Annotated in this window: 21 protein-coding genes and 1 riboswitch; of the genes, 11 read left to right on the top strand and 10 right to left on the bottom strand. The window is 37.6% G+C overall.

Annotated elements, in window-relative coordinates; translation table 11 throughout:
* Nucleotides 1-151 precede the first annotated feature (151 nt).
* The 3 genes from BLP98_RS04840 (at nt 152) to BLP98_RS04830 (ending at nt 1904) form a co-directional block, all read left to right on the top strand.
* Nucleotides 152-361 carry a hypothetical protein gene (locus BLP98_RS04840; RefSeq protein WP_074482164.1) on the top strand — a complete coding sequence of 70 codons (210 nt, stop codon included), beginning with the start codon at nt 152-154 and terminating at the stop codon, nt 359-361.
* Between the two features lie 119 nt (nt 362-480).
* Nucleotides 481-666, top strand: a complete 186-nt coding sequence (locus BLP98_RS04835; protein ID WP_074482163.1) for a 4-oxalocrotonate tautomerase — start codon at nt 481-483, stop codon at nt 664-666.
* A gap of 302 nt (nt 667-968) precedes the next feature.
* Nucleotides 969-1904, top strand: a complete 936-nt coding sequence (locus BLP98_RS04830; RefSeq protein ID WP_074482162.1) for an FAD:protein FMN transferase — start codon at nt 969-971, stop codon at nt 1902-1904.
* Between the two features lie 62 nt (nt 1905-1966).
* Here the strand turns inward: BLP98_RS04830 and BLP98_RS04825 are convergent, their stop codons facing one another.
* The 3 genes from BLP98_RS04825 to guaC form a co-directional block, all read right to left on the bottom strand.
* A complete protein-coding gene (locus BLP98_RS04825) occupies nt 1967-3244 on the bottom strand; it encodes a nucleobase:cation symporter-2 family protein (RefSeq protein ID WP_074482161.1) in 1278 nt (425 codons plus the stop codon).
* Nucleotides 3237-3818: a xanthine phosphoribosyltransferase gene (locus BLP98_RS04820; protein ID WP_074482160.1), complete on the bottom strand. Its 582-nt coding sequence runs from the start codon at nt 3816-3818 to the stop codon at nt 3237-3239. The genes BLP98_RS04825 and BLP98_RS04820 overlap by 8 nt, the downstream gene beginning before the upstream one ends.
* 177 nt (nt 3819-3995) lie before the next feature.
* Nucleotides 3996-4091, bottom strand: a riboswitch (purine riboswitch).
* Between the two features lie 106 nt (nt 4092-4197).
* On the bottom strand, nt 4198-5181 hold the full coding sequence (gene guaC, locus BLP98_RS04815; protein ID WP_074482159.1) for a GMP reductase: 984 nt from the start codon (nt 5179-5181) through the stop codon (nt 4198-4200).
* A 378-nt stretch (nt 5182-5559) separates the two neighbouring features.
* On the opposite strand from guaC, the gene BLP98_RS04810 reads away from it, so the two are divergent.
* Together BLP98_RS04810 and BLP98_RS04805 are read left to right on the top strand one after the other, a co-directional pair.
* The gene (locus BLP98_RS04810; protein ID WP_074482158.1) at nt 5560-7050 is read left to right on the top strand and encodes an ABC transporter permease; all 1491 of its coding nucleotides are present in this window, start codon (nt 5560-5562) and stop codon (nt 7048-7050) included.
* A gap of 12 nt (nt 7051-7062) precedes the next feature.
* Nucleotides 7063-7719 (top strand): ABC transporter ATP-binding protein, encoded by a 657-nt coding sequence (locus BLP98_RS04805; protein ID WP_074482157.1) that lies wholly within the window; start codon nt 7063-7065, stop codon nt 7717-7719.
* 46 nt (nt 7720-7765) lie between these two features.
* On the opposite strand, the gene BLP98_RS04800 is transcribed toward BLP98_RS04805, so the two are convergent.
* Complete coding sequence (locus tag BLP98_RS04800) at nt 7766-9184, bottom strand: glycoside hydrolase family 1 protein (protein ID WP_074482156.1); 1419 nt, start codon at nt 9182-9184, stop codon at nt 7766-7768.
* 164 nt (nt 9185-9348) lie between these two features.
* A complete protein-coding gene (locus BLP98_RS04795; protein ID WP_074482155.1) occupies nt 9349-10188 on the bottom strand; it encodes a Cof-type HAD-IIB family hydrolase in 840 nt (279 codons plus the stop codon).
* A gap of 175 nt (nt 10189-10363) precedes the next feature.
* On the opposite strand from BLP98_RS04795, the gene BLP98_RS04790 reads away from it, so the two are divergent.
* The gene (locus BLP98_RS04790) at nt 10364-10759 is read left to right on the top strand and encodes a sodium transporter (RefSeq protein WP_074482154.1); all 396 of its coding nucleotides are present in this window, start codon (nt 10364-10366) and stop codon (nt 10757-10759) included.
* A gap of 30 nt (nt 10760-10789) precedes the next feature.
* On the opposite strand, the gene BLP98_RS04785 is transcribed toward BLP98_RS04790, so the two are convergent.
* The 5 genes from BLP98_RS04785 to BLP98_RS04765 all read right to left on the bottom strand — a co-directional run bounded on the left by BLP98_RS04785 (nt 10790) and on the right by BLP98_RS04765 (nt 15000).
* Nucleotides 10790-11545, bottom strand: coding sequence for an SDR family oxidoreductase (locus BLP98_RS04785; protein ID WP_074482153.1), 756 nt, complete (start codon nt 11543-11545; stop codon nt 10790-10792).
* A gap of 84 nt (nt 11546-11629) precedes the next feature.
* A complete protein-coding gene (gene pta, locus BLP98_RS04780; RefSeq protein WP_074482152.1) occupies nt 11630-12619 on the bottom strand; it encodes a phosphate acetyltransferase in 990 nt (329 codons plus the stop codon).
* A gap of 17 nt (nt 12620-12636) precedes the next feature.
* Nucleotides 12637-13527, bottom strand: a complete 891-nt coding sequence (locus BLP98_RS04775; RefSeq protein ID WP_074482151.1) for an RluA family pseudouridine synthase — start codon at nt 13525-13527, stop codon at nt 12637-12639.
* Entirely contained in the window at nt 13524-14360 is an 837-nt protein-coding gene (locus tag BLP98_RS04770) for an NAD kinase (protein ID WP_074482150.1), read from the bottom strand. The genes BLP98_RS04775 and BLP98_RS04770 overlap by 4 nt, the downstream gene beginning before the upstream one ends.
* The gene (locus BLP98_RS04765; protein WP_074482149.1) at nt 14335-15000 is read right to left on the bottom strand and encodes a GTP diphosphokinase; all 666 of its coding nucleotides are present in this window, start codon (nt 14998-15000) and stop codon (nt 14335-14337) included. The genes BLP98_RS04770 and BLP98_RS04765 overlap by 26 nt, the downstream gene beginning before the upstream one ends.
* A gap of 132 nt (nt 15001-15132) precedes the next feature.
* Between BLP98_RS04765 and BLP98_RS04760 the strand changes: the two genes are divergently transcribed.
* The 5 genes from BLP98_RS04760 (at nt 15133) to BLP98_RS04740 (ending at nt 19007) form a co-directional block, all read left to right on the top strand.
* On the top strand, nt 15133-15702 hold the full coding sequence (locus BLP98_RS04760; RefSeq protein WP_074482148.1) for a CYTH domain-containing protein: 570 nt from the start codon (nt 15133-15135) through the stop codon (nt 15700-15702).
* A gap of 86 nt (nt 15703-15788) precedes the next feature.
* A complete protein-coding gene (locus BLP98_RS04755) occupies nt 15789-16760 on the top strand; it encodes a ribose-phosphate diphosphokinase (protein WP_074482147.1) in 972 nt (323 codons plus the stop codon).
* A gap of 6 nt (nt 16761-16766) precedes the next feature.
* Nucleotides 16767-17882, top strand: a complete 1116-nt coding sequence (locus tag BLP98_RS04750; RefSeq protein ID WP_074482146.1) for a cysteine desulfurase family protein — start codon at nt 16767-16769, stop codon at nt 17880-17882.
* A gap of 1 nt (nt 17883) precedes the next feature.
* A complete protein-coding gene (locus BLP98_RS04745; protein WP_074482145.1) occupies nt 17884-18231 on the top strand; it encodes a DUF1831 domain-containing protein in 348 nt (115 codons plus the stop codon).
* Between the two features lie 134 nt (nt 18232-18365).
* Nucleotides 18366-19007 (top strand): redox-sensing transcriptional repressor Rex, encoded by a 642-nt coding sequence (locus tag BLP98_RS04740; protein ID WP_074482144.1) that lies wholly within the window; start codon nt 18366-18368, stop codon nt 19005-19007.
* Nucleotides 19008-19061: the final 54 nt, after the last annotated feature.

Raw genomic sequence — 19061 nt, 5'->3', positions numbered from 1 at the left:
CACAGCTACTCATGTAAATTCGATGACACTTTATTAAAAAAATCACGATTGTGTTACAAGAATATTTAAAAAAACAGTATTGACGAAGGAAAAACAATGGAGTATCTTTCGAGTTGAAATATTATTATAAAAAAACTAAAGAGGTACAATCATGAAAGTTGGATTTCGAAAACCAAGTCTTAAAAAGAGTTTAAAAGCTCGCACTACTGCTAAGTGGAAACGACAAGCTAAAAAAGCTCTTATCCCTGGCTACGGTAAAAAAGGTATGGGCTGGGTAAAGAACCCGAAAAAAGCAGCTTATAATAAGGTTTACCATAAAACAACATTTGGTTTATCAGATATTTTGAAATTGTTTAAATAAGATTTCTTCTAAAATAGCACAAAAAGCTTGTCTAAACAGCTGATATTTCTTAATTTTACTGAATTTTCTCTCAAAATGTGCTACAATGTTACTGTTAATTTATTTTAAAGGAGATTCTTATGCCATTCGTAAAAATCGATTTGTTCGAAGGTCGTAGTCAAGAACAAAAAGTTGAGCTTGCTCGCGAAGTTACTGAAGTTGTTTCACGTATCGCTAAAGCTCCAAAAGAAGCTATCCACGTTTTCATCAACGATATGCCAGAAGGTACTTACTACCCACATGGTGAAATGAAAAAGAAAAACTAATTTTTTCTGATTAACAAAAAAGGGAATGGGACAGAAATCGGTAATTTCGAAGAAATTCGATTTCGTCGTCCCACCCCCGCAGAGTTAAGTAGGGGTGTAAAAGTTGATTTATCAACGCATTAGAGCATTAGAACCCACTTAACCACTGCGTTTTGCTTATTATAACTATGTAAATGAAGAGGTTGGGAAATTCTGTCCCAGCCTCTTTTTTTACACTCTTCTCCTTCTTTTAAATCAATCAATTGCTTTTCAGTTAAGAAAACGATATGCTAAAAATATATGAATATTCAGGAGGTGAGCATTTGCAACTTGGCCATAGTATTCAGATGATGGGGACAACTATTGATATTTTAATTGATTCTGATACACCTCAAAATCATATTGCTGAAGTTTGTCATCTGCTAACAGTTTATAAAGATCGCTTCAGCGCTAACGACGCTGATTCAGAACTTATGGTCATCAATGATCAGTCTGGTATCGCTCCAGTAACTGTTCACCCAGACTTATTTGAACTCACACAAATCGGAAAAAAACATAGCCTTGCTCAACCTGGCAATCTTAATATCGCTATCGGGCCTTTGGTTCAAAGCTGGCGCATTGGATTTGAAGATGCTAATGTTCCCAGCTCTAAAAAAGTTCAAGAGGCGCTAGCATTATCAAATCCTCAAAATATTATCTTGGACGATAAAAACAAAAGTGTTTTTCTGAGCCAAAAAGGCATGAAAATCGACCTTGGTGCCATCGCTAAAGGTTACATCGCAGACAAAGTTATGGATTACCTAAAATCAGAAAAAGTCAGCTCTGCTATGATTAACTTGGGTGGCAATGTCTTGGTTTATGGAGACAATCCAAAACAGGATAATGGTATTTGGCGAATCGGTATCCAAAATCCACAGCTACCTAGAGGCAATAATATTGGTGTTCTTGCTGTCAAAAATCAATCGGTCGTTACATCAGGAATCTATGAACGTCGTTTAAAGGTTGGTAATAAAGAATACCATCATATCTTTGACCAAAAAACAGGCTATCCAATTAACACTGAAATGGCAAGCCTTACGATCGTTTCTGACTTATCAGTTGATTGTGAAATCTGGACTACACGTCTCTTTGGTCTTCCGATTATGCAAGCTTTAGCGACCATTCAAGCGCAGCCTCATATTGAAGGAATTGTTATCACTAAGGATAATCGATTAGCCATGACAAATGGCTTACGCTCACAATTTCAATTATTTCGATAATACGATAAAAATAAAAGTTCATCTAGAAAAATCCTAGATGAACTCTTTTTATGTCTAAACGCTTATTTTTTTGGTTTTCCGTTTAAAATCAAATTAAGAACAACAGCAAATAATGCCGCAATAACAATACCATTTGTCAAGAACATTTGAACTGTATTTGGAAGGCTAACAAAGAGATTTGTTCCGTTAAAACCAACACCACAAGCGATTGAAACCGCGGCGATAATGAAGTTGTATTCATTATTTTTAAAATCAACTTGATTTAGCATTTGAATCCCTTGAAGAGCTACCATACCAAAAAGAACAATCATAGCACCACCAAGAACTGGACTTGGAATCATTTGTGCCATTGCTCCAAATTTTGGAAGCAAACCAAGAATCACAAGGAATAAAGCTGTGTAGTAAATTGGACGACGTGTTTTGATTCCTGAAATACGAACCAAACCAACGTTTTGAGAAAATCCAGTATATGGGAAGGTATTGAAAATACCACCAAGAAGAACAGCTGCACCTTCTGCACGGTAACCGTTGCGAAGACGTTTGCTATCAAGTTTTTCACCTGTTAAATCAGAAAGTGCCAAATAAACACCTGTTGATTCAACCATAGAAACTGTTGCAATGATACACATCATAATAATTGATGTAATTTCAAATTTTGGTGCACCAAAGTAAAATGGTTGTGGAATATGAACAAGCGGTGCATTTGCAACAACTGATGGATCAACCAAGCCCATAAAGGCAGCCACAATCGTTCCACCAATCAGACCAATCAAAATGGCAATAGATTTAATGAATCCTTTGGCGAAAATATTAACCGCAAGAACAATCGCAATGGTTACAAGTGCCAAAATTAATGATTGAGCTGTTGGTTTGTCACTATTATCACCCATGTTACCAATAGCAACTGGAATCAATGTCAAACCAATGGTTGTGATAACTGAACCTGTGACAACTGGTGGGAAGAAATCAGCAATTTTTGAGAAAATGCCAGAAATCAAAATCACATAAATACCAGAGACAATCAAAGCACCAAACATGTAACCAGAACCTTGTTTAGCCCCAATGATTGATAACGGTGCAACAGATTGGAAGGCACAACCAAGTACAACTGGAAGACCTACACCAAAGTGTTTACGCAACTGCAATTGTAAGAAAGTTGCTACACCACACATAAAAATATCAGTTGAAATCAAGTAAGTTAATTGCTCTGCTGAATAATTAAGAGCGCTAGCAATCATGATTGGAACCAAGATTGAACCAGCGTACATAGCAAGCAAATGTTGCAAACCTAAAATGGCAGCTTGTGAGTGTTTTTGTTCATTCATTTCCATTTTATGCATCAGCCTCCGCAAAGACAACTTGTCCATCTTTGAATTCTTTAATACGTGCAAGAGATGTCACAGGAACACCTGTTTCTTCTAGTAATTTACGACCTGTTTGGAAAGATTTTTCAATCACAATACCGATACCAGCAACTTTTGCACCTGCTTGACCAATAATTTCCAAAAGACCTTTAGCAGCTTGACCATTTGCCAAAAAGTCATCGACGATTAAAACTGTATCATCTTCTGACAAGAATTTACTTGCAATTGAGACAGTACTTGTTACACGTTTAGTGAAAGAATAAACTTCAGCAGTTAGAATGCCTTCAGTCATTGTAATATTTTTAGCTTTTTTAGCAAAAATCATTGGAACGCCCATGGCTTGTGCTGTATAAAGTGCTGGAGCAATACCTGAGGCTTCAATAGTGACGACTTTTGTAATCCCAGCATCTTTGTAAGCTTGCGCAAGAACTTTACCAATTTCTTGCATTAATTCATAGTCAACTTGGTGAGTAAGAAAGCTATCAACTTTCAAAATATCCTCACCCAAAACATTCCCATCTTTTAAGATGCGATCTTCCAATAATTTCATGGATTCTCCTTTAGAAAAATAGTTAAAAATTGGATGTCAAAACTAACAACTTACTATGAGGCTTCAAGGGCTATTAACAAAGACAAGTGTTACAAAAAAGAGATGTTTACAATTCGTAAACACCTCTTGCAAAACTCGGTCACATTTTCACAACTATGCAAAAATGTCTTCTCAGACAGCAACTGAGAATTGACTTATTGTTAGACATTACGGTGTCTTGTAGAAACGCTACGCCCATTCGTAGCATAAATAAGTATTATTAAATTTTAACCATCACATTAATGATAGAACTATTGTATCATTTTAATCTTGGAATTCAAGATGACATTGGTCCTATTATTAAAGAAGTAATATTCTGAAAATAATGACATTTTCATTATTAAATTGAGTCACCATTCCAGATTGAATTTTTAACGATGACATAATCAACGCGTGTTAATGCATGAAGGTCACGGCCTCCGGCATATGAAATGGAACTTTGAAGGTCTTCTTGCATTTCAGTCAGAGTATCTTTTAGATGTCCTTTAACTGGAAGCAAGATTTTCTTACCTTCGACGTTTTTATGTTCTCCTTTTTGGTATTCAGATGCTGAACCGTAATATTCTTTATATTGTTTACCATCTACTTCCACCAATTTTCCTGGGCTTTCTAGATGTCCAGCAAAAAGAGAACCAATCATAACCATTGTTGCACCAAAGCGAATTGATTTTGCAATGTCACCGTGAGTTCTGATACCACCATCAGCAATAATTGGTTTACGAGCTGCCTTAGCACACCAACGTAGTGCCGCTAATTGCCAGCCGCCTGTTCCAAAACCAGTTTTCACTTTTGTGATACATACTTTACCAGGACCAATCCCAACTTTTGTGGCATCAGCGCCGGCATTTTCCAACTCACGGACAGCTTCAGGGGTTCCGACATTACCAGCAATAACAAAAGTTCCCGGTAATTCTTTTTTAATGTGTTTAATCATCTCAATAACGCTGTCAGAATGTCCATGAGCAATATCAATCGTGATAAATTCTGGAGCATCATCTTTTAAGCTTGAGACAAAATCGTACTCATAATCTTTAACACCTACTGAGATTGAAGCAATCAAGCCTTTATCATGCATACGTTTAACAAAAGGTTTACGAGACGCTTCATCAAAACGATGCATAATATAAAAGTAACCATCTTTAGCAAGCTTTTCAGCGATATCTTCATCGATAATCGTTTGCATATTTGCTGGGACAACTGGCAACTTAAAAGTATAATCACCAAGTGTCACATGCGTATCTGCTTCTGAACGGCTTTTAATGATACATTTGTTAGGAATGAGTTGAATATCTTCGTAATCAAAGACAGGCATTTCGTTATACATATAAGTTTCTCCATGTTCTTTGTGTCCTTACAAACTCAAACAAAGTCAAAGGACAATACAAAAAGGCCACTTTTTTCTCTGTCAGAGTAGGCAAAAACACATCGACTCTTTCATTAAAAAATGACCTTCCTATAACTCTACTGAGCATTGATTCAATAGAGCATCGCTAGGTAAAAGCTTACCCTTCCATTATCATTCTACAACTTCATTCGTTTTATGTCAACTATTTTTCTTTTGCATTTTTATATCGTTCGTTATAACCGTACATTATTTATTGTACACCTTTTCATCAGTTTAAGCTTTATTTTAGCTTTCTTTCAGTTTTACTTAAGTCTTATTCCCTAAACTTTTTGTAACACAATTACAAAGGAGTTTTATATGAATTTTATTAAACGTGCTTGGCTTGCAACAAAAGCCAAAAAAGGACGTACGGGACTACTAATTCTAGTAACCAGCGCTATCTTGATTTTTGTCCTAGCAGGCTTGACCATCAAAAACGCTGCTGATTCAGCTGTAAAAAACGCTAAAAAGCAAGCTGGCGCAAGCGTCACACTTTCGGTTAACCGCGAAGCAATGATGAAAGCTTTCAAGCCTGATAGCAATAAAAGTTCTGATTCAAGCAGTGACACGTCTGCTACTACCTCTGTTGATCTTGCAACCGCAAAATCTATTGCTGAAAAAAGCGATGTAGCTTCATACCTTTTTACGACAACAACAACTGCTACAGCAGGCGATGATATCACTGCTATCTCAACATCTTCTTCTGATGAATCTTCAAACAGCAACTCTCAACCAGCTGGCCCTGGAATGATGGTTTCTGGCGATTTCACAATTACAGGAGTCAATAGCACAGATAAGGTAAGCGACTTTACTTCTGGGACAAATAAAATTTCTAAAGGAACTGGCATCACTTCAGACACCGCTGACAATTCAGCACTTATTTCAGCTGATTTAGCCAAAGAAAACAACTTAAGTATCGGCAATAGCTTCACTGTTAAAACAACCGTCAATGATACCGAAACAAGTTACACTCTAAAAATCATTGGTATTTATGACAATTCATCGACAGCAACTACAGCTCAAATGATGTCAAATGCCTCAAATCCACAAAATAACATCTATACTAACCTCACAACGGCTAATACTATGAAAGGTGAGACGGATAAATTAGATTCAGCTATTTACACTCTTTCAAACCCTGAAAAAATGGATGATTTCGTCAAAGAAGTCAAATCTGAAATTGATACTGATTCATATTCTGTAACCTCTAGCGATGAAATCTATGAACAAATGCTTTCACCACTCAATAGCATTTCATCAATTGCCCAAAATATTGTTATTTTAGTTGCTGTTGCTGGTGCTGTTATCTTGACGCTCATTGTCATTCTAAACATCCGAGAACGTCGTTACGAAATCGGTGTCCTTATGAGTTTAGGTGAAAATCGCCTTAAAATTATCGGACAATTCTTCACAGAATTATTTATGGTAACAGCCGTTTCCCTTGTCATTGCTACTGTTGCTGGAAATTTTGTAGGCAACGCACTTGGTAATCAGCTTCTATCATCTTCAACTCAAACCCAACAGACTGCTAAAAATGATTTTCCTGGTCAAGATAGTGACTCTTCTGATAAGAGCACTAAAAATGATTTCCAACAAAAACTTGGCCGACCAAGCGGAGCTGGTTTTGGCAATATGATGACAATGGCTACTTCTTCAAGCAAAGAAATTGATCAATTAGACATCAAGTTAACAGGAAATGATGTCGCAAAACTTGGTGGAATTGCCCTTCTTATCTCATTTATCTCAACTATCTTAGCAAGTATCGGCATCATCCGCATGAAACCTAAAGATATCTTATCTTCTAATTAGAAAGGAAACCATATGACATTACGCACACAAAATATCGGCTACTGGTACACCAATAATCCCGACGACTACCTGTTCAAAGATGTTAATTTAAACTTCGAAAAGGGAAAAGTTTATTCAATCCTTGGTCAATCTGGAAGTGGAAAAACGACATTTCTCTCTCTTTTAGCTGGACTAGATAGTCCAAAGACTGGGGAAATATTCCTCAATGACAAAGACATTAATAAATCTGGTCTGACTAATTACCGTAAAAATGCTGTTTCCACTATTTTCCAAGCTTATAATTTAATGACTTACATGACTGCACGTCAAAATGTTCAAACAGCGCTAGAAATTTCAAACAAAAGTGTTGACAACGCTAAAATCGAAGAACTTTTTGAACTTGTTGGCATTCCAAAAGGACTAATTGATAAACCAGTTCTTCAACTTTCAGGTGGCCAACAGCAACGCGTCGCTATTGTACGAGCCTTGGCAACAGAGCATGATATCATTATCGCTGACGAACCGACTGGAAACCTTGACGAAGAAACCACCCAAGATATCGTTAATATTTTTAAAGAAATCGCACATCAGCAAAACAAAACCGTAATCATCGTTACTCACGAAACGGCTGTCGCTAACGAAACAGATGTTACCTTCGAACTCAAGAAGAAAAGATTTACGCAGATTTAAAAGAAAAAGCACTCAATATCAAAATTGAGTGCTTTCTCTGTTCATTTTAATCTGACAAATCTTGTCCGTTTGTGGCAATAACTTTTTTATACCAGAAGAATGAATCTTTGCGGTAACGTTCAAGACTACCAACTTCTTCATCTGTGCGGTCAACGTAGATAAAGCCATAACGTTTGCGAATACCTTCGTGAGTTGAGATAAGGTCGACTGCTGACCATGGATTATATCCAAGCATATCAACACCATCCGTAATCGCTAATTGAATTTGTTCAATGTGAGCACGAAGATAATCGATACGGTATTGGTCGTGAACTTTACCATCTTCTGTCAAAGTATCGTAAGCTCCAAGACCGTTTTCAGTAACCAAAAGTGGCAAGCGGTAGCGGCTGTACATTTCACGGACAGTGGCACGGAAACCAACTGGGTCAATTTCCCAACCAAATTCTGTTTTTGGAAGATTTGGATTATCAACGCCGCGATAGAAACCAGCTTCACCACGCGCTGTTTGTTGGTCAGCAGAAGGATTCAAACTTTCTGTACCATCTGAAGCAGCTACAGTTGCAGTATTATAGTAGTTAAATCCGATGAAATCTGGTTTTGCAGCTTTCATAATGGCACGGTCTTCTTCAGTAATCACTGGCGTAGCATCTTGTTCTTCAAGGTATGCCCAGACAAGGTTATTGTATTCACCTAGGATATAAGCATCAAGGTAAAGCCAGTTACGAATAGCATTAAAGTTTTGAGCTGCTAGCACATCTTCTGGTTTTGATGAAGCCGCATAAACAAGTGAAATATTTGGAGCTGGACCAATCTTAGCTTCTGGAAGCATTTCATGGCAAAGTTGCATTGCTTTTGCTTGCGCTACTAATTGGTGATGGTTTTGTTGGTAAATCTCTTTTGTGAGATTAGTTGTTCCTTCTGGTACATGAAGGGTACCAATAACTGGACCAACCAAAGTTAACATGTTTTGTTCATTGATTGTCAACCAATATTTAACACGGTCACCAAAGTTTTCAAATAAGACACGCGCATATTCAGCAAACCAATCAACAGATTCGTGTGTTGACCATGAACCACGTTCGTCAAGCGCTGCTGGCATATCAAAGTGGAACATTGTCACGATTGGTTCGATATCATATTTCAAACATTCATCAATCAAGTTGTTATAAAACTCAATTCCTTTTGGATTCACTTCGCCAGTCCCCTTTGGCAAAACACGTGACCAAGAAATTGAAAAACGGTATGATTTAAAGCCCATCTCTGCCATCAAAGCAATATCTTCTTTGTAATGATGATAATGGTCTACAGAAACTGTCAAATCAGCAGTACCTGCAGGCAATTCTTTCACATCTTGGCAAGAAGGACCTTTACCATCTTCTAAAGAAGCCCCTTCAACTTGGTAAGCTGACGTAGATGCTCCCCACAAGAAGTAATCTGGAAATGGTTTTAAAGTTTTATGTAACATGTCAAACTCCTTTTAACTTTTCATTGATTACATTATAGCGCTATCATTTCTAAAAAACTAATGCTATCCAACGCATTCCTAATACTATGGCACGAATCCATATTAAGAATCGAAACAAAATATCAAATAACTGCTCAACACCTCTGTTAAGCAGTTATCTTGTTTCAAATTAAGTCTAATTTCTCAAAAGCATTATATAGTCCGTCTTCTTCAACGTCATCCGTTACCATGTCCGCCATGGCTAGAATCTCTGGGCCACCATTTCCCATAGAAATGCCAATCTCACAACATTCAAGTATTGGGATATCCACCTTAGCATCTCCAAAAGCAATGGTATCTTTTCTATCAGCTTTTAAATGTTCCAAAAGAACATCAATGGCATGTGCTTTGGTAATATCCTTGACACCTAGATCACCAAACAATGCCGTCTCACCACGACCACCCCATGTTCCAGCTTTTAAATTCGGGAAAACTTTGGCTGAATCCAAATGATCTTGGTAAGAGTTCAAAATAAAGCTGACTTTATTCAAATCATCACGGTACAATTCTTCACCATAAACCAAACCATGAAGAGCATCTTCTGCTTCCATGTGCTCCACTTCTTCTGCTGATTTTCCTTTTTGCATGACGTATTGACGCATGACTGGACGTGCTGCCTCTTTAAAGTTTTCAGATGCAAATAAACCATTATTTGATTCTAGATAAAATTCCAATCCTCTTTCATGCAACCAATCTACGATTGCCTTTGAATCTTCTTTTGAAATCATTTGATGCATGATAACTTGACCATCATGTTCCGCATAAGAACCATTTCCGCCAATCATCCCGTCTAAGCCAATTTCCCAAAGTTCAGGTTGCATCTCTGCACGACTACGACCTGTACAGACAAAGACGGCATGTCCGTTCTCACGCGCTTTTCGAATAGCTTTGACCGCTGATTCTGGAATACGATTATGATAATCAACCAAAGTCCCGTCAACATCTAAAAAAATAATTTTACTCACAGCACTGTCCTCTTCGTTTTTTAATGCCTCTATTTTACTAAGAAAAGTTTGAAAACGATAGTTATATCTTACGGAAAACTGATACTTTCCTCTGCTATTTTTAACCACTAACGAAGGCAAGAAGACCACAAGCAACTTAGTTGCATTTCTAATCTAAAATCGCTATGATGAAGCCATGGAACTTATTAAAAAATTGCTAGCACACCTACCTTACCGTGCTAGTTTTTATGATAAAGATTTAAAACTTATTTATAGTAATAATCGTTCAGACGGTTCTTTTTTCTCCGATGAAGAGGAAGAAGAATTGCCGCAATGGGTTTGGACTAGCCTTGAACAATCGCCTGAAAAAGGCGTACACTTTCAAATTCCCACAGAATCATTTGACCGCATTTTATTTCAAACTTATCAGGCTGTCAGTGATGATTCTGGTGAACTCATCGGTGTTGTCTCTTTCATTCAAGACTTAAAACCTGTCCTGGCCAGTTACCTCAATGAATCTGGCCAAGCTATCGTTGGCTGGTCTGACGTAACATCTGGTCCTTCTAGCACCAATCCTATTTTTGATGATTAAAAAAGAGCCAAAAGGCTCTTTTTCTTACTCTTAATCACGATATACCGGTTGTGCACCGTAAGTTTGAGATACTGGCATCATTTCAATACGATTGAAATTGACGTGTTCTGGTTGACTAGCCACCCATGAAACGGTATTAGCAATATCTTCTGGTGTGATGGCATGGGCACCTTCATAAAGTTTTTCAGCTCGTTCATCGTCACCTTTGAAACGAACATTTGAAAATTCAGTTCCTTCACAAAGCCCTGGTTCAATATTAGTGACGCGAATCTTTGTTCCAGCAAGGTCAGCTCGCAAATTTAGGGAGAATTGCTTCACAAAAGCTTTTGAAGCACCGTAAATATTTGCACCTGGGTATGGGATTGTTCCAGCTGTTGAACCAAGATTGATAATCATCCCTGAATTACGCTTAACCATGCTTGGCAAAATTTGGCGCGTTAAATAAACAAGACCTACGATATTTGTATTAATCATCGTCATCCAGTCTGAAATTTCTGCCTCATATGCCTTATCTAAACCAAGCGCTAAACCAGCATTATTGACCAAAAGATCAATAGTTTGCCAGTTTTGGGGTAAAGTAGTCAAAGCTTGATCAATCAACTGAGTATCTGAAACATCCATCTGTAATGGATAAACCTTGTCCTTACCAAGTTCATCTTGCAAGCTCTGCAATTTTTCTAAACGTCGTGCACTTGCGATGACTTGATAGCCATCTGCAACTAATTTTCTAACAATGGCTTTACCAAATCCAGCGGAAGCTCCAGTTACTAATGCAATTTTTGTCATTTTTGTTTTCTCTTTCTAAGAATATAACGATAAGAAAGTCAGCTGGCCTAACGACCAACTGATCTTTTTTAATTATTCATGTTATTAACAATCAACAGCTTGCGCTGCAGTGATAATTGCTAATTTATAAATATCTTCAGCACTTGAACCACGTGATAAATCATTAACTGGTTTATTCAAGCCTTGAAGGATAGGTCCAATCGCTTCAAACATACCAAAACGCTGAGCAATCTTGTAACCAATATTTCCTGATTGAAGATCTGGGAAAATAAAGACATTGGCTTTACCAGCAACCTCACTATCAGGTGCTTTTACAGCTGCAGTACTAGGGACAAAAGCAGCGTCAAATTGTAATTCACCATCAATAGCAAGTTCTGGTTTTCGACCTTTAGCTAATTGAGTTGCTTCACGAACTTTCTCAGCTTGCGGTGCATTAGCACTACCTTTAGTTGAGAAACTTAACATAGCAATTTTAGGATCAATATCAAAAATCTTCGCAGTATCAGCTGTATTTAAAGCAATTTCAGATAATTCTTGAGCATTCGGATCAATATTGATAGCACAATCGGCAAAAATAAAGAGCTGGTCTGTGCTTTCACGACTCATCAAGAAAACTCCTGATGTTCTAGAAATGCCTGGTTTGGTTTTAATGATTTGAAGTGCTGGTCGAACAGTATCCGCAGTTGAGTGAACAGCTCCAGAAACCATACCATCAGCCAATCCCATTTTAACCAGCATGACACCAAAATAATTCACGTCAGTCAATAGACGATCAGCGTCTTCAGGAGTTGCTTTACCCTTGCGGATTTCAAGAAAGGCTGCTTTCATGTCATCAAATTTATCATAAGTTTTTGGGTTAATGATGACATAGTTTTGATCTGCAAAACCAAATTTAGCCAATAATTCTCGAACTTCCGTAGCTTCTCCCAAAATAATTGGTTCAATCAAACCTTCAAATTTCAAACGAGCGGCTGCACGAAGAACGCGTTCATCATTTCCTTCAGGAAAAACAATTTTTAGGTTTTTACCAACAATTTTTCCCCTCAAGCTACCAAATAAAGATCGAATTCCCATAAAAATTAACCTTCCATCTATTTTTGTTGTAGTTTCATGATAACGCTATCAAAGTCATCTGTCAAGTTTGCACTTTGAATAATCTCTTTATTTGTGTAAGGGTCTACAAAACGTAAATAATGGCAATGCAGCGCTTGTCGCGTAATGCCAAGATCCATGCGACCACCATACAAATCATCTCCCAAAAGTGGGAAACCAATGTGAGCAAAATGCACACGAATTTGGTGAGTTCGTCCTGTGTGAAGTCGAATATCTACCAAAGCCACATCGCCAAAGCGTTCTACAACGCGATAACTTGTGTGAGCGTATTTTCCAGACGGGTGCACGCGACGTGTGATAATACTATCTTCATCTCGAGCAATCGGCGCAATGATTTCTCCCTCGTCTTCTAGCTCACCTTGTCCTGAAACCAAGGCATAATAACGTTTTTCAATGGTCTTACTTTGTAATTGTTTATCAAGTCTAGCATGGGCATAACCGTGTTTGGCAAAAAGCATCAAGCCGCTTGTATCCTTATCAAGTCGAGTTACGATGTGAACTTGCTTGTTAGGATAATTTTGCTCCATGTAGTAATATTTGACAAAATTAGCAATGGTATTTGAATGCAAAACACTTGGAATGCTTGCATAACCATGGGGTTTATTGATAATCAAAAAATGATCATCTTCATAGGCAATATCAAGGTCATGTTTGACTGGAATAAGGGTTTCATGTTCCTGTTCATCAGGAATTTCAATCGTCACCACATCTCCCACATCCAATAAATAAATGGCATTTTGCTCAACGCCATTTACCCAAATATTTCCACCTTTAAACTTTACTTTGGCTAACAAGCCTTTTGAGACATCATGTCCCTTTAAAAATGTTTTTACTTTTGTTCGTCGGTCCGCAACAAAATCAAATCTCACGAATCTACTTCTCCTATAAAGGCATCTCTCACGCGCTCCCAAAAACTAGTATGGAAGGGTGTTGCCACAAAACTAATTTTTTTATTGTCAATACAATATTCAATTTTAGACACATTTTTATAATGCATGGTCTTATTATCGATTGATACTGTATAAACACCTTGGCGTTTAGGAACAATTTCAATCTTGTCTTTTTTAGGAACAATGACTGAAGATCCTAGTGTGCGATAAACGCGATTATTAAGACTAGAAATCTCCGTTAATTGCATGGCTTCCATCGTCGGATGCAAAATAGCACCACCTAAAGATTTATTGTAAGCCGTACTTCCTGTTGGTGTCGATACCGAAATACCATCACCACGGAAACGTTCTAACTTCACTTTATCGATGATAACATCAGCAACCATGGTCTTTTCAATACGCTTGATAGCAACTTCATTAAGCGCACGCGCTTTGACCACACGCCCATCGTCTAAAGTGATTTTAGCTCGTAAAACAGGGTAAGAAGCTTTACGCCCCTTATCAGCTCGCAAATTTTCAATTAACTTTTCAACTTCAAAATCTCGATAATCAGTATAAAAACCAAGATGACCAGTATGAATTCCCACAAAACGCACCTTATCAAGGATTTTTTCATACATGTGAAAGGCAGATAAAAGCATGCCATCACCACCAATGGAAATGACAATATCTGGATCCTTTTTAGACAAGTAGAATTTCTTATCCTCCTTGAAAGCCGCAAAAAGTTTTGAGGCAACTCGTCTACTCTGATATTTCCCGTTTGCTACGATAGCAACACGCGTCACTTTATCTGTAATATTCGTCTGTGTCATCACTATTTCCTACACCATCACTTAATTTCCGACTTGCGGGATCAAATAAAAGCTGTGCTTCCCTAATATCCTCGCGAATTTTTCGCATCTCTTCATCCAGCTCAAGCGCAATCTTTGCTGTTGTTTCCAAACGTTTTTTAATCTCATCTGGAAACTCGCCTTTATATTTATAGTTCAATGAATGTTCGATTGTTGCCCAAAAGTTCATAGCCAGTGTTCTAATCTGAATCTCAGCTAGAACTGTTTTTTGACCATCAATGGTGTCAACAGGATATTCAACAATGACATGATATGAACGGTAACCACTTGCTTTCATGTGTGTGATGTAGTCTCGTTCTTGAACAATTTTCATGTCATGTCGACTACGCAAAAGCGTTAAAACTTCATCAACGTCATCAACAAATTGAACCATGATACGAAGACCAGCAATATCTTGCAAATCTTGTGCAATATTCTCTGGTTTAATCCCGCGTAGCACCATTTTTTCCTTGATACTTTCGACTGATTTAACACGACCAGTCACAAATTCAATCGGCGAATGTCGATTTTGCTTGCGGAATTGTTTACGAATTCCACGTAATTTAATCTTCAGTTCACCAACAGTTTGTATATATGGATCTAAAAATTTCTCCCAATCCATAAAGTTTCCTTCCTAATGGACTTGTCACGCGGACATGACCAATCCTTGTCAAAAAATTGACTTTTGTATAGAATTAAATATAACAATTTTATTATACCAAATTATAATGGTGAAAAAAAGGAAATTATTTTTATGACACACCTTGAAATTGAGTACAAAACATTACTCACTAAAGACGAGTTCAATCGTCTGAACAGTCAACTCTCACATGTTACGCCTATTACACAGACGAACTACTACTTCGATTCAGAGAATTTCGATATGAAAGCTCACCGCATGTCCCTTCGCATTCGGACATTGCCAAATCGCGCTGAGATTACACTAAAAATTCCTAAAGAAGTTGGAAATTTAGAATATAACTACGATTTAAGCGTCGCTGAAGCAAAAGAAATCATCAAATCAGGAAAATTTCCAGAAGTTGATTTTCTAAAACTAATTGAAGAAAATGGAGTTAAACTATCAAGCCTTAAAAATTTTGGTAGCCTAACAACAACACGTCGTGAAACAATGACTGATATTGGTCTTATGGCTCTTGATAGCAACCAGTATGCTGACATTAAAGATTATGAACTTGAACTTGAAGTTGAAAACGCTGAAAAAGGCAAGAAAGATTTTGATAACTTCTTAGCTCAGCATGACATTGATTTCAAATACGCTAAAAGCAAAGTTGCTCGCTTTAGCGCAACCCTTAAGCGAATTTAACCACGCTTTTTCCTTAGAAAATGCTGAATTATTTCAGTTTTTTTGGTAAAATATAAGTATTAATTTTAAAGGAGTTTATTTATATCATGGCAGAACATTACGCCGACAAACAATTCAAGCTATTTTCTCTTTCTTCTAACGTAGAGATTGCACAAAAAATTGCGGACGAAGTTGGAGTCCCTCTTGGAAAAGTGTCAACACGCAAGTTTTCAGACGGCGAAATCATGATTAACATCGAAGAAACAGTTCGTGGTGATGATATTTACATCATCCAATCAACTAGCTATCCTGTTAATGACAACCTATGGGAACTCTTGATTATGGTAGACGCTTGTAAACGTGCCAGCGCCCACACTGTCAATGTCGTTATCCCTTACTTCGGATACTCACGTCAAGACCGCATCGCTGCATCACGTGAACCAATCACAGCTAAACTTGTAGCAAACATGCTTGTTAAAGCTGGAGTTGACCGTCTTTTGACACTTGACCTTCACGCTGTTCAAGTTCAAGGTTTCTTTGATGTACCAGTTGATAACCTCTTTACTGTTCCATTGTTTGCTAAATACTACTGCGACCTTGGTTTGAAAGGTGAAGACGTTGTTGTTGTCAGCCCTAAAAACTCTGGTATCAAACGTGCTCGTAGCTTGGCTCAAACTCTTGATTCACCAATCGCTATTATCGATTACGCAGAAGATGATGCTCACCGCGAAGAAGGTTACATCATCGGTGAAGTTGCAGGTAAAAAAGCAATCCTTATCGATGACATTTTGAACACTGGTAAAACATTTGCTGAAGCTGCTAAAATCGTTGAACGCGATGGTGCAACAGAAATCTACGCCGTAGCAAGCCACGGATTATTTGCTGGTGCTGCTGCAGAAAGCCTTGATGCTGCTCCTATCAAAGAAATTTTAGTAACTGACTCAGTTGCTACTAACGAACGCTTGCCAAAAAATATTAAATATCTTTCAGCAAGCAAGTTGATTGCTGATGCTATTATTCGTATCCACGAAAAAGCTCCGCTCAGCCCATTATTCTCATATAACGCTAAGAAGGACTAATTATATATGATATATCTCGATAATGCTGCAACTACCCCTCTCACACCTTCTGTTATTGATGCAATGACAGAAATCATGGCTAACGATTTTGGTAACCCATCAAGTATTCATGGAATTGGACGTCACGCTAACCAGCGTTTGCGTTCATACCGCCAAACAATTGCCTCAGCTTTAAAAACTGACCCACGCCGCATTATCTTTACTTCTGGTGCTACTGAAAGCAACAACACTGCCATCAAAGGCTATGCTCTAGCTAACCAAGCTAAAGGAAAACACATCATTACGACTTCCATCGAACACCATTCAGTGCTTCACACAATGGAATATCTGGAAAAACGCTTTGGTTTTGAAATCACTTATTTAAAACCGGAAAACAATCACATTTCAGCAAAACAAGTTGCTGATGCGCTTCGTGATGACACGATTTTAGTCAGCACAATGTTTGCTAACAATGAAACTGGTGATTTGCTTCCTGTTAAAGAAATCGGTGAACTGCTTCAAGACCATCAAGCTGCTTTTCATGTCGATGCTGTTCAAGCAATGGGAAAAATCGATGTTTATCCTGAAGAGATTAAAGCTGACTTCCTATCAGCTTCTGCTCACAAATTCCATGGGCCTAAAGGTGTTGGTATCCTTTATTCAACACCACAACACTTTGACAACTTGCTTCATGGTGGAGAGCAAGAAGAAAAACGCCGAGCTAGTACTGAAAATATGATTGGTATTGCTGGTATGGCACAAGCCTTATCAGACGCTGTTGCTAATAAGGATGCTAATTACAAACACGTTCAAGACTTGCGTCAAACATTTCTTGATGCTATTTCTGGATTAGATTATTACATCAACGGTAGCCAAAACAAAATGCCACACGTGCTTAATATTGGTTTTCCAAATAAAAACAACGGTATTCTCCTAACACAACTTGACTTAGCTGGTATCGCTGTCTCAACTGGTTCTGCTTGTACCGCTGGTACTGTTGATCCAAGTCATGTTTTGGCAAGCCTATATGGTGAGGATTCACCACGTTTGACAGAATCAATTCGCGTTAGCTTCTCTGAACTCAACACTATTGAAGAAGTTCAAGAACTCGCTAAAAAATTAAAAGAAATTGTAGGAAAATAGGATGGCATTTGAAAAAGAAATCACTTTAAAAGACTGTCTTTACAGCTATGCTATTAGCGATAACATTAAAAAATACACGCTTCGTGACACAACTTTTGTACAAAATCGTGTCGGTAATTACGAATTAACGCGTTTATTGGAAAAAGTGCCTAATTCAGGTGACGGATTCCCATTGAAAATCACTATCAATAAAGATTTAACAGGTTTTAAACTAAGCATCACTGATAAGTCAGGTCTTCGCTTTGTTAACATCTTCAAATCTGAAGACAATAAAATCCTCCAAGAAAAATTCTACTTCTTGATGGATAGCCTTGTTGAACGTGATATTTTCACTAAAAAAGAAGCTTAATTAGCAAAAAACAGCTCCTTCGCTACTCTAATGTAGTTCTGGAGTTGTTTTTTTTAATGTTTTCACAAAATTTGTTTTTAATTTCACAAAGTTTTTGTTACAATAGATGTAACAAGTAAAAGGGAGATGGTATTGTGACTACTGAGAAATCTATTCCTAAAGCAACAGCTAAGCGACTATCACTTTATTATCGTATTTTTAAACGTTTTAATACAGATAATGTCGAAAAAGCAAGTTCAAAACAAATTGCAGATGCTATGGGAATCGATTCTGCGACAGTCCGCCGAGATTTTTCATATTTTGGTGAACTAGGAAGACGTGGCTTTGGCTACGATGTCAAAAAACTAATGAATTTCTTCGCTGATATTTTGAACGACCACTCTACAACAAATGTTTTGTTGGTAGGCTGCGGAAATATCGGACGAGCATTACTTCACTACCGCTTCCATGATCGTAATAAGATGCAAATTGCTATGGCTTTTGATACGGATGACAATGAGGTTGTTGGACATCAAACTTCTGATGGTATTCCTATTTATGGTATCTCGTCACTTAAAGAACACGCACAAGAGGCTGGCATTGAGACAGCTATTTTAACGGTTCCAAGTACCAAAGCTCAAGAGGTGGCAGATATTTTGGTTGAAGCTGGTATCCGTGGAATTCTGAGCTTCTCTCCTGTCCACCTTAATGTTCCTAAAGGTGTTATCGTCCAATATGTTGACTTAACAAGTGAATTACAAACACTTCTTTACTTTATGAGTCAATCTAATCAATAATAAAACAAAATCCAACTACTTTTTGCTTAGCTAAACTGATTTAGTATTAGAATA

Origin of the sequence: Streptococcus equinus (assembly GCF_900104225.1) — a bacterium.
GTDB lineage: Bacteria > Bacillota > Bacilli > Lactobacillales > Streptococcaceae > Streptococcus > Streptococcus equinus_D.
The sequence above is the reverse complement of the archived record's forward strand: the minus strand, read 5'-3'. Positions and strand labels throughout refer to the sequence as shown.

Bases quoted from the DNA above. Each gene is read 5' to 3' on its own strand.
- BLP98_RS04825 (WP_074482161.1), bottom strand. From the start codon at position 3,244: ATGCATAAAATGGAAATGAATGAACAAAAACACTCACAAGCTGCCATT.
- BLP98_RS04790 (WP_074482154.1), top strand. From the start codon at position 10,364: ATGGAACTTATTAAAAAATTGCTAGCACACCTACCTTACCGTGCTAGT.
- BLP98_RS04800 (WP_074482156.1), bottom strand. From the start codon at position 9,184: ATGTTACATAAAACTTTAAAACCATTTCCAGATTACTTCTTGTGGGGA.
- BLP98_RS04760 (WP_074482148.1), top strand. From the start codon at position 15,133: ATGACACACCTTGAAATTGAGTACAAAACATTACTCACTAAAGACGAG.
- BLP98_RS04750 (WP_074482146.1), top strand. From the start codon at position 16,767: ATGATATATCTCGATAATGCTGCAACTACCCCTCTCACACCTTCTGTT.
- BLP98_RS04770 (WP_074482150.1), bottom strand. From the start codon at position 14,360: ATGACACAGACGAATATTACAGATAAAGTGACGCGTGTTGCTATCGTA.
- BLP98_RS04820 (WP_074482160.1), bottom strand. From the start codon at position 3,818: ATGAAATTATTGGAAGATCGCATCTTAAAAGATGGGAATGTTTTGGGT.
- BLP98_RS04765 (WP_074482149.1), bottom strand. From the start codon at position 15,000: ATGGATTGGGAGAAATTTTTAGATCCATATATACAAACTGTTGGTGAA.
- BLP98_RS04755 (WP_074482147.1), top strand. From the start codon at position 15,789: ATGGCAGAACATTACGCCGACAAACAATTCAAGCTATTTTCTCTTTCT.
- BLP98_RS04810 (WP_074482158.1), top strand. From the start codon at position 5,560: ATGAATTTTATTAAACGTGCTTGGCTTGCAACAAAAGCCAAAAAAGGA.
- BLP98_RS04835 (WP_074482163.1), top strand. From the start codon at position 481: ATGCCATTCGTAAAAATCGATTTGTTCGAAGGTCGTAGTCAAGAACAA.
- BLP98_RS04805 (WP_074482157.1), top strand. From the start codon at position 7,063: ATGACATTACGCACACAAAATATCGGCTACTGGTACACCAATAATCCC.
- BLP98_RS04840 (WP_074482164.1), top strand. From the start codon at position 152: ATGAAAGTTGGATTTCGAAAACCAAGTCTTAAAAAGAGTTTAAAAGCT.
- pta (WP_074482152.1), bottom strand. From the start codon at position 12,619: ATGGGAATTCGATCTTTATTTGGTAGCTTGAGGGGAAAAATTGTTGGT.
- BLP98_RS04745 (WP_074482145.1), top strand. From the start codon at position 17,884: ATGGCATTTGAAAAAGAAATCACTTTAAAAGACTGTCTTTACAGCTAT.
- BLP98_RS04785 (WP_074482153.1), bottom strand. From the start codon at position 11,545: ATGACAAAAATTGCATTAGTAACTGGAGCTTCCGCTGGATTTGGTAAA.
- guaC (WP_074482159.1), bottom strand. From the start codon at position 5,181: ATGTATAACGAAATGCCTGTCTTTGATTACGAAGATATTCAACTCATT.